The organism is Streptomyces sp. 13-12-16 (genome assembly GCF_002114215.1).
Classification (GTDB): domain Bacteria; phylum Actinomycetota; class Actinomycetes; order Streptomycetales; family Streptomycetaceae; genus Streptomyces.
Genome location: NZ_NCTE01000334.1, coordinates 1 through 16,916, shown reverse-complemented (window position 1 = coordinate 16,916; position 16,916 = coordinate 1). Strand labels below are relative to the sequence as shown.

Annotated in this window: 16 protein-coding genes and 1 pseudogene; 15 read left to right on the top strand and 2 right to left on the bottom strand. The window is 69.7% G+C overall.

Going from position 1 to position 16,916, the window contains the following annotated elements; genetic code table 11:
* The 3 genes from B7767_RS14240 to B7767_RS14230 all read left to right on the top strand — a co-directional run.
* Positions 1-1,217: site-2 protease family protein (locus B7767_RS14240; protein WP_085572512.1), on the top strand; the 1,217-nt coding region annotated here is incomplete at its 5' end.
* Positions 1,218-1,276: 59 nt separating this feature from the next.
* Positions 1,277-2,179 (top strand): tRNA (adenine-N1)-methyltransferase, encoded by a 903-nt coding sequence (locus tag B7767_RS14235; protein WP_073933638.1) that lies wholly within the window; start codon positions 1,277-1,279, stop codon positions 2,177-2,179.
* A 236-nt stretch (positions 2,180-2,415) separates the two neighbouring features.
* Positions 2,416-2,994, top strand: coding sequence for a hypothetical protein (locus B7767_RS14230; protein ID WP_085572511.1), 579 nt, complete (start codon positions 2,416-2,418; stop codon positions 2,992-2,994).
* A 79-nt stretch (positions 2,995-3,073) separates the two neighbouring features.
* Here B7767_RS14230 and B7767_RS14225 read toward each other — a convergent pair whose 3' ends face one another.
* Positions 3,074-3,379: a ferredoxin gene (locus B7767_RS14225; RefSeq protein WP_085572510.1), complete on the bottom strand. Its 306-nt coding sequence runs from the start codon at positions 3,377-3,379 to the stop codon at positions 3,074-3,076.
* Positions 3,380-3,624: 245 nt separating this feature from the next.
* Here B7767_RS14225 and arc point away from each other — a divergent pair, with 245 nt between their 5' ends.
* From arc to prcA, 6 genes are all read left to right on the top strand, one after another.
* Positions 3,625-5,391 (top strand): proteasome ATPase, encoded by a 1,767-nt coding sequence (gene arc, locus B7767_RS14215; protein WP_085572509.1) that lies wholly within the window; start codon positions 3,625-3,627, stop codon positions 5,389-5,391.
* A gap of 231 nt (positions 5,392-5,622) precedes the next feature.
* Positions 5,623-7,134 carry a depupylase/deamidase Dop gene (dop, locus tag B7767_RS14210; RefSeq protein ID WP_352379390.1) on the top strand — a complete coding sequence of 504 codons (1,512 nt, stop codon included), beginning with the start codon at positions 5,623-5,625 and terminating at the stop codon, positions 7,132-7,134.
* 178 nt (positions 7,135-7,312) lie between these two features.
* The gene (locus B7767_RS14205; RefSeq protein ID WP_073933868.1) at positions 7,313-7,531 is read left to right on the top strand and encodes a ubiquitin-like protein Pup; all 219 of its coding nucleotides are present in this window, start codon (positions 7,313-7,315) and stop codon (positions 7,529-7,531) included.
* Between the two features lie 126 nt (positions 7,532-7,657).
* On the top strand, positions 7,658-8,170 hold the full coding sequence (locus B7767_RS14200) for an endonuclease VII domain-containing protein (protein ID WP_085572507.1): 513 nt from the start codon (positions 7,658-7,660) through the stop codon (positions 8,168-8,170).
* A complete protein-coding gene (prcB, locus tag B7767_RS14195; protein ID WP_085572506.1) occupies positions 8,122-8,967 on the top strand; it encodes a proteasome subunit beta in 846 nt (281 codons plus the stop codon). Before B7767_RS14200 ends, prcB begins: the two co-directional genes overlap by 49 nt.
* Positions 8,968-9,034: 67 nt before the next feature.
* Positions 9,035-9,793, top strand: coding sequence for a proteasome subunit alpha (prcA, locus tag B7767_RS14190; RefSeq protein WP_073933646.1), 759 nt, complete (start codon positions 9,035-9,037; stop codon positions 9,791-9,793).
* Between the two features lie 378 nt (positions 9,794-10,171).
* Here prcA and B7767_RS14185 read toward each other — a convergent pair whose 3' ends face one another.
* Positions 10,172-11,191 (bottom strand): LacI family DNA-binding transcriptional regulator, encoded by a 1,020-nt coding sequence (locus tag B7767_RS14185; protein WP_256923434.1) that lies wholly within the window; start codon positions 11,189-11,191, stop codon positions 10,172-10,174.
* A 94-nt stretch (positions 11,192-11,285) separates the two neighbouring features.
* Between B7767_RS14185 and B7767_RS14180 the strand changes: the two genes are divergently transcribed.
* From B7767_RS14180 to B7767_RS14155, 6 genes and pseudogenes are all read left to right on the top strand, one after another.
* Positions 11,286-12,545 (top strand): MFS transporter, encoded by a 1,260-nt coding sequence (locus B7767_RS14180; protein ID WP_085572504.1) that lies wholly within the window; start codon positions 11,286-11,288, stop codon positions 12,543-12,545.
* Between the two features lie 9 nt (positions 12,546-12,554).
* Positions 12,555-13,916 (top strand): Pup--protein ligase, encoded by a 1,362-nt coding sequence (gene pafA, locus B7767_RS14175; protein WP_004933460.1) that lies wholly within the window; start codon positions 12,555-12,557, stop codon positions 13,914-13,916.
* A gap of 138 nt (positions 13,917-14,054) precedes the next feature.
* The gene (locus B7767_RS14170) at positions 14,055-15,056 is read left to right on the top strand and encodes an FKBP-type peptidyl-prolyl cis-trans isomerase (RefSeq protein WP_085572503.1); all 1,002 of its coding nucleotides are present in this window, start codon (positions 14,055-14,057) and stop codon (positions 15,054-15,056) included.
* A gap of 61 nt (positions 15,057-15,117) precedes the next feature.
* Entirely contained in the window at positions 15,118-15,489 is a 372-nt protein-coding gene (locus B7767_RS14165) for an FKBP-type peptidyl-prolyl cis-trans isomerase (protein WP_085572502.1), read from the top strand.
* Between the two features lie 123 nt (positions 15,490-15,612).
* Positions 15,613-16,566, top strand: a complete 954-nt coding sequence (locus B7767_RS14160; RefSeq protein ID WP_073933651.1) for a YafY family protein — start codon at positions 15,613-15,615, stop codon at positions 16,564-16,566.
* 18 nt (positions 16,567-16,584) lie between these two features.
* Positions 16,585-16,916, top strand: a pseudogene (locus B7767_RS14155) (WYL domain-containing protein); the annotation flags it as partial.

Below are 16,916 nucleotides of genomic sequence, written 5' to 3'. Positions count from 1 at the left end.
GCGGGGGGCGGTCGCCGGCCCACTCCGGTGCCGGGCGGGCGGGGCCGCCGCCGCGGACGCAGGAGAAGCAGCGGGGCGGACTGCTGATGGGGCGCCCGTTCGGAGTGCCCGTGTACGTGGCACCCAGCTGGTTCCTCGTCGCCATCCTCATCACCTGGGTGTTCGGCGGACAGATCGACCGCGTGCTGCCCGAGCTCGGCGCCGCCAGCTACCTCGTCTCCCTGTTCTTCGCGGTCGCCTTCTACGCCTCCGTCCTGGTCCACGAGCTCGCCCACACCCTCGCCGCCCTCCGCTTCCAACTCCCGGTGCGCCGCATCCAGCTCCAGTTCTTCGGCGGCGTCTCCGAGATCGAGAAGGAGGCCGAGACCCCCGGCCGCGAGTTCGTGCTGGCCTTCGTAGGCCCCCTGCTCTCCCTCGTCCTGTCCGGTCTCTTCTACCTCGGGCTGCTGGCCGTCGACCCCAGCAGCGTCCCCGGCGTCCTGCTGGCCGGCCTGATGATCTCCAACCTCATCGTCGCCGTCTTCAACCTCCTGCCCGGCCTCCCCCTGGACGGCGGCCGCATGCTCCGCGCCGTCGTCTGGGCGATCAGCGGCAAACCCATGACCGGCACCATCGCCGCCGCCTGGGTCGGCCGCGCCCTCGCCGTCGCCGTCCTGATCGGCCTCCCGCTGCTCACCCAGTCCGGCGCCCTCGGCTCCGACGCCGTGGACAACGTGGGCATGGACACCGTCCTGGACGCCCTGCTCGCCGCCATCCTCGCCGCGATCATCTGGACCGGCGCAGGCAACAGCCTGCGCATGGCCCGGCTGCGTGAACACCTCCCGGAACTGCGCGCCCGCAACCTCACCCGCCGCGCGGTGCCCGTCGAGACCGACACACCCCTCTCCGAGGCCCTGCGCCGGGCCAACGCCGCCGGTGCCCGCGCCCTGGTCGTCGTCGACCCCGACGGCGCCCCCCTCTCCCTGGTCCGCGAGGCCGCCATCGTCGGCGTGCCCGAGCACCGCCGCCCCTGGGTACCGGTCGGCGGACTCGCCCAGGACCTCACCGACGGCATGCACGTCTCCGCCGAGCTCGCCGGAGAGGACCTCCTGGACGCCCTGCGCGCCACCCCGGCCACCGAGTACCTGGTGGTCGAGGACAGCGGCGAGATCTACGGCGTCCTGTCCGCGGCCGACGTCGAGCGGGCCTTCGTGAAGGCGATGGCGCGGCCCAGCTGAACCTCCCGCCCGCACCGGCGGTGGTCGGCGCCCCCTCCGGGGACGGGTAGGCTGTTCACATGTCCGAACCGACCGGTGCCGCCCGCAGGCGCGGGCCCTTCAAGGTCGGGGACCAGGTTCAGCTGACCGACCCCAAGGGCCGCCACTACACGTTCACGCTCGAGGCCGGGAAGAACTTCCACACCCACAAGGGTTCCTTCCCCCACGACGAACTGATCGGTGCTCCCGAGGGCAGCGTTGTCCGCACCACCGGGAACGTCGCCTACCTCGCGCTGCGCCCCCTGCTCCCCGACTACGTCCTGTCCATGCCCCGCGGGGCAGCCGTCGTCTACCCCAAGGACGCGGGGCAGATCCTCGCCTTCGCCGACATCTTCCCCGGCGCGCGCGTCGTCGAGGCCGGCGTCGGCTCCGGCTCGCTCAGCAGCTTCCTGCTGCGCGCCATCGGCGACCAGGGCATGCTGCACTCCTACGAGCGCCGCGAGGACTTCGCCGACATCGCCCGGCAGAACGTCGAGCGCTACTTCGGCGGCCCGCACCCCGCCTGGCAGCTCACCGTCGGCGACCTCCAGGACAACCTGTCCGACACCGACGTCGACCGCGTCATCCTCGACATGCTCGCCCCCTGGGAGTGCCTGGAGGCCGTCTCCAAGGCGCTCGTCCCCGGCGGCATCCTGTGCTGCTACGTCGCCACCACCACCCAGCTCGCCCGGACCGTCGAGTCCATCCGCGAGATCGGCTGCTTCAACGAGCCGACCTCCTGGGAGACGATGATCCGCAACTGGCACATCGAGGGCCTGGCCGTCCGCCCGGACCACCGGATGATCGGCCACACCGGCTTCCTGCTCACCGCCCGTCGCCTCGCCGACGGTGTCGAGCCGCCCATGCGCCGCCGCCGCCCCGCCAAGGGCGCCTACGGCGAGGACTACGCAGGCCCCAACGCCGACGGAGGCGCCGCCCGCTGACGCGGCCCGCCACCCCACAACGAACAGGCGCCGTGGCGCAGTTCCCGGCAACCGCTCGGAACTGCGCCACGGCGTCCTCACGTTGACCCGACGACCCGGCCGACGGCACGGAGAGCGAAACCCTCCCCGGTTCCCCCGCACCGGAACCGCACACCCCCGCCGTTCCCTCCGTACTGTGACGTGTGGCACGATGCTGGCCACCCCCACCGGCACAGCCCTCACAGGAGACACTCCTAGTGCAGCCATCCGCCGTCCCGGAGCTCGCCCACACGCACACCCGGCCCATCCACTGGGTCGCCACCGCCACGGCTCTCGCCGGTGTCGTGGCCCTCTCCCCGGCCCTGGGGCCCGACGCCGCCACCGCGGCCCCGACGCCCGGACCCCACACGAAGAGCGCCCCGGCGCACATCGCCCCGCCGGACCCCGCGGCCGCCGAGTTCCCCCTCGACTGCGGCAGGGTGAAGGCCGTGGTGAAGAAGAAGGCGTCCGGCGACCTCGACGGCGACGGCCGCCCGGAGACGGTGGCCGTGGTCCACTGCGACTCCCCGATGGGCACCCCGCCCGACGGCGTGTACGTCCTCACCCGGAGCGCGGACGGCGCGGCACCACGTGTGGTCGCCACCCTCGCCGACCCCGAGGACCGCACCAACGTCGGCGACTTCGCCGTACGTGACGGCGAGGTCACCGCCGTGCTCTTCGGCTACTCCTCCGCCGACGTGCCCAGTTGCTGCCCCGACGTGCGCGAGAACGTGAAATGGCGGTGGGAGAACGGCGCGTTCGTACGGTCCACGCCGTCCGGCGCCAGGAGCGTGTGACCCACGCGCGGGCGTACGGCGAGGCGTGCGCCCCGATGTGTGATAAATCAGACAGTCGTGACGCGCCGTATCAAATCGATCACTCGGTGTCCGGCCCGTACACCTCGACGCCGTCCGAAACCCGACGGACGTGGATGCACTCGCCCGGGCACTCCTTCGCCGAGTCGACCACGTCCGTGAGGAGCGGCAGCGGCACGGGCGTTGTCGCCCCCTTGTCCTGCAACAACTCGTCCTGCGGGCTCTTCACATAGGCCAGGCCGTCGATGTCCAGCTCGAACACCTCGGGCGCGTACTGGGCGCAGATGCCGTCGCCGGTACACAGGTCCTGGTCGATCCAGACCTCCAGGGCCTCGCCACCGACTCCGGTCTCCTGCCGCACGCTCATCTCTCCTGCCGTTTCCTGCGTCGAACCGAACGGGAATCCGGCCAGCTCTGACGGGTGTTGAACACTTCGACCCTACCTTCGCCTGGGTTCCAATCATCTTCGGTGGGTATTCCCCTGGCGTGAGGGAGAGCGCAAGGGTGAAGATCGGACACACCCCGACCGTCTTTGTGATCTAGGGGTTTCAATCGACACCCGCCCAGGTAGGGTCTGGAAGCGTCCAGCTCCCCTTGGAGGAGGTGAGGACCGTGGCAGCCCACGACGACGACATGAACCGCGGCATCCGCCCGGGACGCGGGTCCGACGACCCGGCCGGGCAGATTGCCTACCTTGAGCAGGAGATCGCCGTCCTGCGACGCAAGCTCGCCGACTCTCCGCGACACACGAGGATTCTCGAAGAGCGGATCGTCGAGCTGCAGACCAACCTGGCCGGCGTGTCCGCCCAGAACGAACGACTCGCCGGCACGCTCCGTGAGGCCCGCGACCAGATCGTGGCCCTCAAGGAGGAGGTCGACCGGCTCGCACAGCCCCCGGCCGGCTTCGGGGTCTTCCTCACGGCGAACGAGGACGGCACGGCCGACATCTTCACCGGTGGCCGCAAGCTGCGGGTGAACGTCAGTCCGAGCGTCGAGCTGGAAGATCTCCGGCGCGGCCAGGAAGTGATGCTCAACGAAGCGCTCAACGTGGTCGAGGCCATGGAGTTCGAGCGCGTCGGCGACATCGTCACCCTCAAGGAGATCCTCGAGGACGGCGAGCGGGCACTCGTGCTCGGGCACACCGACGAGGAGCGGGTGGTGCGGCTCGCCGAGCCGCTGCTGGACGTCACCATCCGCCCCGGCGACGCCCTGCTCATGGAGCCCCGCTCCGGATACGTCTACGAGGTCGTCCCCAAGAGCGAGGTCGAGGAACTCGTCCTCGAGGAAGTCCCCGACATCGGCTACGAGCAGATCGGCGGCCTCGGCGGCCAGATCGAGGCCATCCGCGACGCGGTCGAGCTGCCGTACCTCTACCCGGACCTGTTCAAGGAGCACGAACTGCGGCCGCCCAAGGGTGTGCTGCTGTACGGGCCCCCCGGATGCGGCAAGACGCTCATCGCCAAGGCCGTCGCCAACTCGCTGGCCAAGAAGGTCGCCGAGGTCACCGGCCAGGCCGCCGGCAAGAGCTTCTTCCTCAACATCAAGGGTCCCGAGCTGCTGAACAAGTACGTCGGCGAGACCGAGCGGCAGATCCGCCTGGTCTTCCAGCGTGCGCGTGAGAAGGCCAGCGAGGGCACCCCCGTCATCGTCTTCTTCGACGAGATGGAGTCCCTCTTCCGCACCCGCGGCTCCGGCGTCAGCTCGGACGTGGAGAACACCATCGTCCCGCAGCTGCTCGCCGAGATCGACGGCGTGGAGGGCCTGCAGAACGTGGTCGTGATCGGCGCCTCCAACCGCGAGGACATGATCGACCCCGCCATCCTGCGGCCCGGCCGGCTGGACGTGAAGATCAAGATCGAGCGTCCGGACGCCGAGGCGGCCCAGGACATCTTCGGCAAGTACCTCACCGAGCGCCTCCCGCTGCACGGCGACGACCTCTCCGAGCACGGCGGCGACAAGGCCATGACGGTCCAGAGCATGATCCAGACCGCCGTGGAACAGATGTACGCCGAATCCGAGGAGAACCGCTTCCTGGAAGTCACCTACGCCAACGGCGACAAGGAAGTCCTCTACTTCAAGGACTTCAATTCCGGCGCCATGATCGAAAACATCGTGGGCCGCGCCAAGAAGATGGCGATCAAGGACTTCCTGGAGAAGAACCAGAAGGGTCTCCGCGTCTCCCACCTGCTCCAGGCCTGCGTGGACGAGTTCAAGGAGAACGAGGACCTGCCCAACACCACCAACCCGGACGACTGGGCCCGCATCTCCGGAAAGAAGGGCGAGCGGATCGTTTACATCCGCACCCTCATCACCGGAAAGCAGGGCTCGGACACCGGACGCTCCATCGACACGGTGGCGAACACCGGTCAGTACCTGTAAAAGCCAGGGCGGCTGCGGGTGCCCTCGACGGGTACCCGCAGCCGATTGCTTTTCGGGCCACGGCTGGAGCACAGCAATGACGCAAATGATCTCCCCACCAGCGCAAAGGCGTTCTAGGCTCTTCCGTACCGCCGAGTCGCGCAGTGCGGGGACGGGCACCGCACACGCACCGGAGCGCCGGCGGTACAGCAGCGCCCCCGACCGGGGACGCCGCCGGGCAAGGAGGGCCGCATGACCGTACGGCGAGTAATGGGCATCGAGACGGAGTACGGCATCTCCGTCCCCGGCCACCCCAACGCCAATGCCATGCTCACCTCGTCCCAGATCGTGAACGCCTACGCGGCGGCGATGCACCGGGCCCGCCGGGCCCGCTGGGACTTCGAGGAGGAGAACCCGCTGCGGGACGCACGAGGCTTCGACCTCGCCCGTGAGGCCGCCGACGCCAGCCAGCTCACCGACGAGGACATCGGCCTGGCCAACGTCATCCTCACCAACGGTGCGCGGCTCTACGTCGACCACGCCCATCCGGAGTACAGCGCCCCCGAGGTCACCAACCCGCGCGACGCCGTCCTCTGGGACAAGGCCGGCGAGCGGATCATGGCCGAGGCGGCGGAACGCGCCGGACAGCTTCCCGGCGCCCAGCCCATCCACCTGTACAAGAACAACACCGACAACAAGGGCGCGTCCTACGGCACGCACGAGAACTACCTGATGAAGCGGGAGACCCCCTTCTCGGACATCGTGCGCCACCTGACGCCGTTCTTCGTCTCCCGCCAGGTCTTCACCGGCGCCGGCCGCGTCGGCATCGGCCAGGACGGCCACGAGCACGGCTTCCAGCTCAGCCAGCGGGCGGACTACTTCGAGGTCGAGGTGGGCCTGGAGACGACCCTCAAGCGGCCCATCATCAACACGCGCGACGAACCGCACGCCGACGCCGAGAAGTACCGGCGGCTGCATGTGATCATCGGCGACGCGAATCTGTCCGAGATCTCGACGTACCTGAAGCTGGGAACGACGGCGCTGGTCCTGTCCATGATCGAGGACGGGTTCATCGCGGTGGACCTGGCGGTCGACCAGCCGGTGCGGACGCTGCACCAGGTGTCGCACGATCCGTCCCTGAAACGGCTCGTCACGCTGCGCAGCGGGCGGACGCTGACCGCGGTGCAGCTCCAGATGGAGTACTTCGAGCTGGCTCGCAAGTACGTCGAGGAGCGGTTCGGGGCGGACGCCGACGAGCAGACCAAGGACGTGCTGGTCCGCTGGGAGGACACGCTCACGCGGCTGGAGAACGACCCGATGAGCCTGGCCGGCGAGCTGGACTGGGTCGCCAAGCGGGAGCTCATGGAGGGCTACCGGCGCAGGGACGGCCTGGACTGGGATGCCGCCCGGCTGCACCTGGTGGACCTGCAGTACGCCGACGTACGCCCCGAGAAGGGCCTCTACAACCGTCTGGTGGCCCGGGGACGGATGAAGCGGCTGCTGGACGAGGGAGAGGTCGATCGGGCCCGTACGAAGCCTCCGGAGGACACCCGCGCGTACTTCCGCGGGCGCTGTCTGGAGCAGTACGCGGACGACGTCGCGGCGGCCTCCTGGGACTCGGTGATCTTCGATCTGCCGGGCCGGGACTCGCTCCAGCGGGTCCCAACCCTGGAACCGCTTCGCGGAACGCGTAATCACGTCAAGGAGCTCCTGGACCGCTGCCGCACGGCAGAAGACCTGGTCAGGGTGTTGTCGGGAAACTGAGCGGGTACCGGGGGTACCCGGGAAGGGCCGGCCGGACAGGGTGGAAAACGCCGGGTCCGGGAATCATCGAGGTGGTCCCCGTACGTTGGAGCAACTGCGGGGGCATTGTCGGACCCGGCGAGTAGGGTCTGATCTTGACCGAGCAAGTGTGTCGGGCGAACCGAGCGGGGTGAGGGTGATGGCGACCAAGGACACCGGCGGCGGACAGCAGAAGGCCACCCGGTCCACGGAGGAGGTCGAGGAGCAGGCGTCGGAAGCGCAGGCTTCGGAGGACCTCAAGGAGCGTCAGGAAAAGCTGAGCGAGGACGTGGACGACGTTCTCGACGAGATCGACGATGTGCTCGAAGCCAACGCCGAGGATTTCGTGAGGTCCTTCGTTCAGAAGGGTGGCCAGTAGGTCACTTTCACCTTCGGATAGAAGGTGAAGTCGGGGGAGTTCTGGGTGAACCAAGGGTCGGATGTGAGGCGCTGTTCGCGCTGCAAGCAGTGCCTGCCACGTGCGGCGTTCGCAAGTGACAAGGCGATGCCCGATGGCCTCCAGGCATACTGCCGGGAATGCTCCGCCGAGTACTACCGGTTGCGCCAGGAGGCCAAGGGGAAGAGGGTCCGGGAGAAGGTGCCGGTCCCACCGGGGCACAAGCGTTGTCCGCAGTGCGGAGACGCGAAGGCGCACTCCGAGTGGGAGCGCAACAGATCCTCTTCGGACGGCTGGGCGAGCTACTGCCGGACATGCCGGGCGGAACGGAACCGGATCAGTTACTTCAAGCGCAAGTACGGGCTGACGCCGGCGGACTTGGACGTGTTGGTCGCGGAGCAGCAAGGCATCTGCTGTACATGCCTTGCTGCTCCGGCCGAACATGTGGATCACTGCCATGAGACGGGTAGGGTCCGTGGCGTACTGTGCTTCAGCTGCAACGCGGCGCTGGGGCAGTTCAAGGATCGGCCCGATGCCATAAGGCGGGCTGCCGCATACGTGGAAGGAATCGCGTGGAAGCCAATACTCGTAGCACCGGGCGTCTACCAGCTGCCTTCCTGACGCCGGGATCCTCCTCCTTCATGGACTTCCTCTCCGAGCACCAGCCGGAACTGCTGCCGGGCAAGAGGTCGTTGCCGCCCGTGAAGGGTGTGATCGAGGCGCCGCACGGGACGACGATCGTGGCCGTGACCTTCCCGGGCGGCGTCGTGCTCGCCGGTGACCGGCGGGCCACCATGGGGAACGTCATCGCGCAGCGGGACATCGAGAAGGTGTTCCCGGCCGACGAGTACTCGGCGGTGGGGATCGCCGGTACGGCCGGTCTCGCCGTGGAGATGGTGAAGCTGTTCCAGCTGGAGCTGGAGCACTTCGAGAAGGTCGAGGGCGCGCAGCTGTCGCTGGAGGGCAAGGCGAACCGGCTGTCGACGATGATCCGTTCGAATTTGGGCATGGCCATGCAGGGGCTGGCCGTCGTCCCGCTGTTCGCGGGGTACGACGTGGACCGGGACAAGGGACGGATCTTCTCCTACGACGTCACGGGCGGACGTTCGGAGGAGCAGGGGTACGCCGCGACCGGTTCCGGGTCGATCTTCGCCCGTGGTGCGATGAAGAAGCTGTTCCGGGACGACCTGAGTGAGGCCGAGGCCACCACACTGGTGGTGCAGGCCCTGTATGACGCGGCAGACGACGACTCGGCGACCGGTGGTCCCGATGTCGCCCGCCGGATCTACCCGATCGTCACCGTGATCACCGATGACGGCTTCCGCCGGCTCACCGAGGACGAGGCGTCCGACATCGCCCGGTCGGTGCTGGAGCGGCGGCTGGAGCAGCCGGACGGGCCGCGGGCCTCGCTGCTGTAGGCCGCGCCGGCGGGTTGTTCGGTTGTTTGGTGGTCCAGTGACTTTGACAGAAAGGGACGGATAACCGGTGTCGACGCCGTTCTATGTCTCACCCCAGCAGGCGATGGCGGACCGGGCGGAGTACGCCCGGAAGGGCATCGCCCGTGGTCGCAGCCTTGTCGTGCTGCAGTATGCCGACGGGATCGTGTTCGTCGGTGAGAACCCGTCCCGTGCGCTGCACAAGTTCAGCGAGATCTATGACCGGATCGGGTTCGCCGCGGCCGGCAAGTACAACGAGTACGAGAATCTGCGGATCGGGGGCGTGCGGTACGCCGATCTGCGGGGCTACACCTACGACCGGGACGATGTGACGGCCCGGGGTCTGGCGAACGTGTACGCGCAGACTCTGGGGACGATCTTCTCGAGTGTGGGGGAGAAGCCGTACGAGGTGGAGCTGGTGGTGGCCGAGGTCGGGGAGACCCCGGAGTTCGATCAGATCTACCGGTTGCCGCACGACGGGTCCATCGTGGACGAGCACGGCTCGGTGGCGGTGGGGGGCAACGCGGAGCAGATCAGCGGGTACCTGGACCAGCGGCACCGGGACGGGATGACGCTGGCGGAGGCGCTGAAGCTGGCGGTGCAGGCGTTGTCGCGGGACACCAACGGCAGTGAGCGGGAGATTCCCGCGGAGCGGCTGGAGGTGGCGGTGCTGGACCGTACGCGGCCGCAGAAGCGGAAGTTCAAGCGGATCGGGGGGCGTCAGCTGTCCCGGCTGCTGGAAGCGGGCGGCGCGGAGACGGCCTCCGAGGCGGAGGCCGAGACGGACTCCGGCGGAGACGTCGAGTAGGGGGAGTGCGCGTCTGACGCCTGCGGCGCCGCCGTTCGCCCCGGTGGGGGTGCGGGTCTCGTGCCTGCGGCGCCGCGTTCCCGCGGGCACGTCGTGCCTCCCCCCAGTGCCTCAAGGGCCTGGGCGGTGCCCCCAGGGCGATGGGGGTCCCCCGCTCATGGGGGTCCCCCGCTCGAGCGAAGCCGAGAGTGGGGGAGAAGCCGAGAGTGGGGGAGGTACCCCGCAAGCGCCGGGCTGCGCAACCCCACCCCGGTCCACACCCGCGCCGAAGCACCCGCACGGTGTCGGCCGCGTGAACCCGGCCGACACCGAGGCCGGGAGCCGTCGGGCTGTGAACCCGCCCCGCCCGGCATCGACGCCGAGCGGCTGCCGCGGCCCTCAGCGGGGCGCCGGGGCCGTGGACCCCCGTACCACCAGTTCGACCGGGATGTCGCCCGCAGCGGGGGTGCGGCCCTCCAGGACCGCCAGCAACGCCTCCATCCCCCGCTCACCGAAGAGCTCCGCGTCCAACCGCACCGTGGTCAGCTCCGGATCGATCGCGCTCGCGAGGGCCAGATCGTCCAGACCGGTGACGGACAGGTCCTCGGGAACACGCAACCCCAGACGCCGCGCGGCCTTGTACGTGCCGGCCGCCAGATGGTCGTCGTCGCAGACCACCGCGGTGGGGCGGTCCGGCACCGCCGCCCCGCGGAGCGCGGCCTCCGCCGCCGACTCCGCCCCCTTGATCGAGATCGGCGCCCGCGCCGTACGCAACGACGCGCCCGGTACCCCCCGCAGCCGCGCCGCCAGCTCCCGCGCGCGCACCTCGAAGGTCCAGGACGCCACATCCGCCGCCAGGTGCAGGAAGCGGCGGTGGCCCAGCGCCAGGAGATGGTCGGTGACCTGGCGGACGCCGTCGGCGATGTCGAGGTTGACCGTGGCCGCGCCCACACTGCCCTCGGGGTCGCTGTCCAGCATCACCAGCGGCAGCGCCTCGCCGCGGATCGCGGTGAGGGCCTCCGCCGCCATGGAGGAGGCGATGACGCCGTCCAGGGCCGCCTGCGCGGACGCGAAGGGGTCGCGGGCGGGGCCGATGCCCTCGGGGGAGGGGTAGAGGACCACGCCGAAGCCGTGCCGGGAGGCCACCCGGGCGGCCCCGGTGTAGACGCCGGCGAAGAACTCCGTGGTGAGGGCGGGGACGACCAGGAGGACCGTACGGGTGCGGCCCAGCCGGAGGTTGCGGGCGGCCAGGTTGGGGCGGTAGCCCAGGGTGCGCGCGGCCTCGCGGACGCGTTCCGCCGTGGTCTCGGAGACCCGGCCGCGCCACTTGTCGCCGAGGACCAGGGAGACCGCGGCCTGGGAGACGCCGGCGGCCTGGGCGACGTCCCGGCTCGTGGGGCGGGTGCCGGCTCGGGGCATCGTCGGGCCGCTCCTTCGTCTGGACTGGTGAACAGCGGACATGGTACGTATGGAGTGTTTAGTTATACGTAAAACTTCCAATGAAGGGGCCCGTATGGCCACGGGATACCTGGAGATCCTCCGGGCACGGCACGCCGCCCGGCTGCTCGTGGGCACGCTCGTGGGGCGGCTGCCCAACGCGACCGCCGCCATCGCGATCGTGCTGTTCGTGCGCGCGGAGGGCGGTACGTACAGCCTGGCCGGCGCGCTGGCGGCGGTGTACGGCGTCGCCAACGCCGTGGGGCAGCCGGTGCTGGGGCGGCTGGTGGACCTGCGCGGGCAGCCGCGGGTGCAGTTGCCGGCCGCGGTGCTGTCGGCGCTGGCGATGGCCGTGTTCGCCTTCGCCGGGACCGGGTCGCCCGCGGTGGCGTACGGCGCGGTGGCCGCGGCGGGGCTTTTCACCCCGCCCCTGGAGGGCGGGCTGCGCGCCCTGTGGTCCTCCGTGCTGCCCGAGGAGGACCATGTCCACCGGGCGTACGCCATGGACGCCGTGGCGCAGGAGGTGATGTTCACCGTCGGGCCGCTGCTGGTGACGGTGTGCGCCTCGTTGTGGTCGGCGCAGGCCGCGCTGCTCGTGCTGAACGTCATCGGGGTGCTGGGCGCCCTCTCCGTGGTCGTCTCGCCGCCCTCGCGGGCCTGGCGGTCGGCGCCGCGCGAGGCGCACTGGCTGGGCGCGCTGCGCTCGCCGGGGCTGCTCGCGCTGCTGGGTGCCTTCCTGGCCGTGGGGATGGCGCTGGGGTCCATCACCGTGGCGGCGGTGTCGTACGCGGACGAGCACGGCGGTGACCATGTGTACGGCTGGCTGATGGCCGGGATCGGGCTGGGTGCGCTCATCGGCGGCATGGCGTACGGGGCGCGGCAGTGGGCGGGAGAACCCGCGCGGCGACTGCGGGTGCTGGTGGCCCTTCTGGCGGTGTGTTACCTGCCGCTGATGCTGATGCCGGGCGTGGTGGTCATGACGTTGCTCACCGTGGTCGCCGGGCTCTTCCTGGCGCCGGCCATCGCTTGTGCTTTTGTGCTCGTGGACCGGCACGCGCCGCGCGGGACCGTCACGGAGGCGTTCTCCTGGCTGGTGACGACGTTCACCGTGGGCGCGTCGGTCGGAACGGGCCTCACCGGCCCGGTCGTCGAGGCGGGCGGGGCGCTGTGGGGGTTCGCCGTGCCGGGGGTCGCGGGTGGCGTGTCGCTGCTGGTTTTGGTCGCCACGGGACGGGTACTGGCGGTTCCCGCCGGGAGAGCGGTGGTCGCGGCCCGTTCGGAAAATGATCCAAATCGTGCCGTCGAACCTCGTTTCAGGTCGGGGGATCGGGCGTAATGTTCCCTCATGGACCGCCGCATTTTCGGGCTGGAGAACGAGTACGGCGTCACGTGCACGTTCAGGGGACAGCGCCGCCTGTCGCCTGACGAGGTGGCGCGGTACCTCTTCCGCCGTGTCGTGTCATGGGGCCGAAGCAGCAATGTCTTTCTGCGGAACGGCGCCCGCCTCTATCTCGACGTGGGATCACATCCGGAATACGCAACGCCGGAATGTGACAACGTGACCGAACTGGTCACCCACGACAAGGCCGGCGAGCGCATTCTCGAAGGACTCCTGGTGGACGCCGAACGACGCCTGCACGAGGAGGGAATCGCGGGCGACGTCTACCTCTTCAAGAACAACACCGACTCCGCCGGCAACTCCTACGGCTGCCACGAGAATTACCTCGTGGCCCGGCACGGGGAGTTCTCGCGGCTCGCGGACATCCTCATCCCGTTCCTGGTGACCAGGCAGCTGCTCTGCGGCGCCGGCAAGGTGCTGCAGACGCCGCGCGGCGCCGTGTACTGCGTCAGCCAGCGGGCCGAGCACATCTGGGAGGGCGTCTCCTCGGCGACGACCCGCTCGCGGCCGATCATCAACACGCGCGACGAGCCGCACGCGGACGCCGAGCGCTACCGGCGCCTGCACGTCATCGTGGGCGACTCGAACATGTCCGAGACGACCATGCTGCTCAAGGTCGGCGCCACCGACCTGGTGCTGCGCATGATCGAGGCGGGCACCGTGATGCGCGACCTCACCCTGGAGAACCCCATCCGGGCGATCCGCGAGGTCAGCCACGACATCACGGGCCGGCGCAAGGTGCGCCTGGCCAGCGGCCGGGAGGCCTCCGCGCTGGAGGTGCAGCGCGAGTACTACGAGAAGGCGCTGGACTTCTGCGAGCGCCGGGGCATCCGCACCGGCACCGTCGAGCAGGTGCTGGAGCTGTGGGGCCGTACGCTGGACGCGATCGAGGCCGAGGACCTCGACCGTATCGGCACCGAGATCGACTGGGTCATGAAGTACAAGCTCCTCGAGCGGTACCGGGCCAAGCACAACATGACGATGTCGCACCCGAGGGTCGCGCAGATAGACCTCGCCTACCACGACATCCACCGTCGGCGGGGCCTGTACTACCTGCTGGAGAAAAAGGGACAAGCGGCCCGGATCTGCAACGATCTGAAGATCTTCGAGGGCAAGTCCGTTCCGCCGCAGACCACTCGGGCCCGGCTGCGGGGCGACTTCATCCGGCGGGCCCAGGAACAGCGCCGCGACTTCACCGTCGACTGGGTGCACCTCAAGCTCAACGACCAGGCCCAGCGCACGGTGTTGTGCAAGGACCCGTTCCGTTCGGTGGACGAGCGGGTGGAGAAGCTGATCGCCGGAATGTGAGAGACGCGTTCCACCGGGGGATCCCAAAATTCCCGGAACGTCACACGGGCGCCGTACGTTACACCGTGCGGCGCCCTTCTCACGCCGTAGAGTTGCGCGGACGCCATCCACAAGATCGATGATTACGAGGCCCCCACCGTGCGCCGACGCTCACTACTCATTGCCGTTCCCGCTGGACTGGTGACCCTCGCCGCGTGCGGCGACGACAAGTCCGACTCGGGCAAGGCCAGCGACAGCGCCTCGCCCTCGGCGCCCCGGACGTCCGCGGCGCCGTCGCCGAAGATCGTCGACGGGCCGCTGCCGGCGATCACCGCGGGCACGAAGTTCGGGGAGAAGCCGACGGTCGCCAAGGGCAGTGGTGAGCCGTCCAAGGACCTCGCGGTCAAGACGGTCATCGCGGGCGGCGGCAAGACGGTCGCGGAGAACGACTTCGTCGTGGCCCACTACCTGGGCCAGGTGTGGAGCACCGCGAAGGTGTTCGACAACTCCTACGACCGCAAGACCCCGCTGGCCATCCAGCTCGCCCAGGGCACCATCATCGACGGCTGGCGGTACGCGCTGGCCGGCAAGAAGGCCGGCAGCCGCGTCCAGATGGCCGTCCCGCCCACCTGGGGCTACGGCGAGCAGGGCAATGAGCAGGCGGGCATCAAGGGCACCGACACGCTGGTGTTCGTGGTCGACATCCAGGACTCGTTCAACGCCAAGAGCTCCGCCAAGGGCACCGAGGTGGCGCAGGACGACAAGGACCTGCCCAAGGTCGGCACCAACACCGACGGCAAGGCCCCCTCCATCGAGGTGCCCGACGCGGACGCCCCGAAGAAGCTCGTGTCGAGCTATGTCATCGAGGGCGACGGCGAGGAGGTCGGCGCCGAGAACAGCGTCCTCGTGCAGTACAAGGGCGTGCTGTGGGACGGCGGCAAGGAGTTCGACTCCACGTACGAGCGGGGGCAGCTCACGTCGTTCTCGCTGCAGCAGGTCGTCAAGGGCTGGGCGCAGGGGCTGACCGGCAAGAAGGTCGGCAGCCGGGTCCTCATCGTCATCCCGCCGGAGCTGGGCTACGGCGACAACCCGCCGGAGGGCAGCGGCATCAAGAAGGACTCGACGCTGGTCTTCTCGGTCGACATCCTCGCGAAGCTGTGACGCCGTGGGGATGTAAGACTGTGCGTGTTCGCCTTTCCGCAGACAAGCAGGAGCTTTAGACGTGAGCATCGACAAGCCCGAGATCGACTTCCCGGGCGGCGAGCCCCCGGCGGACCTCGAGATCAAGGACATCTGGGAGGGCGACGGCGAGGTGGCGCGGGCCGGCCAGACCGTCACCGTGCACTACGTCGGCGTGGCCTTCAGCACGGGCGAGGAGTTCGACGCCAGCTGGAACCGTGGCGCCCCCTTCCGCTTCCCGCTGGGCGGCGGCCGGGTCATCAAGGGCTGGGACCAGGGCGTGCAGGGCATGAAGGTCGGCGGCCGTCGTCAGCTGACCATCCCCGCCCACCTCGCCTACGGCGACCAGAGCCCCACCCCGCTGATCAAGCCCGGTGAGACCCTGATCTTCGTGGTCGACCTGCTCGGCGTCTGATCCGACCGAGGCCGATCATCCGGGGCCCATGCCTGTCCGGGCATGGGCCCTCGGCTTTTACCGCGCCACCTCGGGACGGTACGGTCGTCGGTCGTAAGCACCATAGGGAGGCGAAGCGGGTCGATGGCCATTGCCAAGGCCGAGCGGCTGATGAATCTGGCGCTGTGTCTGCTCGGGACGCGCCGGCCCCTCAGCAAGCGTGAGCTGCGCGAGTCGATCGAGGCCTATCTCGAAGCGGGCTCCGACGACTCCTTCAACCGCATGTTCGAGCGCGACAAGGACGACCTGCGCGAACTCGGACTGGTCATCGAGACCGTGGAGAACCTCGACGGCGAGGTCGGCTATCTGGCCCGCCGCGACAGCAACCGGCTGCCGCCCATCACCCTCGACGCCGAGGAGGCCGCCGCCCTCGGGCTCGCAGCCAAGGTGTGGCAGCAGGCCCGGCTCGCCGGAGCGGCCAGCGGCGCCCTGCAGAAGCTGCGCGCGGCCGGTCTGCCCGAGGACGTCGACCCGTACGGTGCCCACGGCGCGCTGGAGCCGCGCATCCCGGTGCACGAGGCCGCGTTCGAGCCGCTGATGCTGGCCTGCCGCGACCGCCGGCCGGTCGTCTTCGACTACCGCAAGGCCAACGCCGCCCAGCCCGGACAGCGGCACGTCGAACCATGGGCGCTGGAGTGCTGGCGCGGCCACTGGTACCTGGCCGGCTGGGACCGCGACCGGGGCGCCGAGCGGGTCTTCCGGCTCTCCCGGATCACCGGGAAGGTGCGCTCGCGCAGCGGCCGGTTCACCGTCCCGGTGCCGGACGTCGTCACCGTGCGGGAGACCGTGGCGAGCTGGGCCGGGGAGACCGCGGACCGCTCGGCGCGGATCCGGCTGCGCTCCGACGCCGGTTACCCCCTTCGGGCGAAGGCCACCGTGGTGCGGGAACTCGGCGACGGCTGGGACGAGTTGGAGATTCCGTACGGGCACGGCCTGGACGCCTGGCTGGTGGAGTTCGGACCGGACGTGGTGGTCCTGGAGCCCGCCGAGCTGCGGGCCGACGTGATGGACCGGCTGCGTGCCGTGGCCAAGGGCTGAGGGGGAGCGGACAAGAACGTGGCAGGCAAACCGGTCAGGCCAGTGAACGCCATCGACCAGACCCGGCGGATGCTCTCCCTGGTGACGTACCTGCGGGAGCGTCCCGGCGCGCGGATCGAGGACGTGGCGCGCGCCTTCGGGATCACCGAGGACGAGCTGGTCTCCGACCTCGATGTGCTGCCCATGTGCGGCACCAGCTTCCGCGGCGGCGATCTGCTGGACATCGACACCGACGGCGAGCGCATCTGGTGGCACAACCCGGCCGCCCTCGGCGCGGAGGCGGCCGAGCCGCTGCGGCTCGCCGCCGACGAGGCCACCGCGCTGCTGGTCGCCGCCCGCGCCGTGGCCAC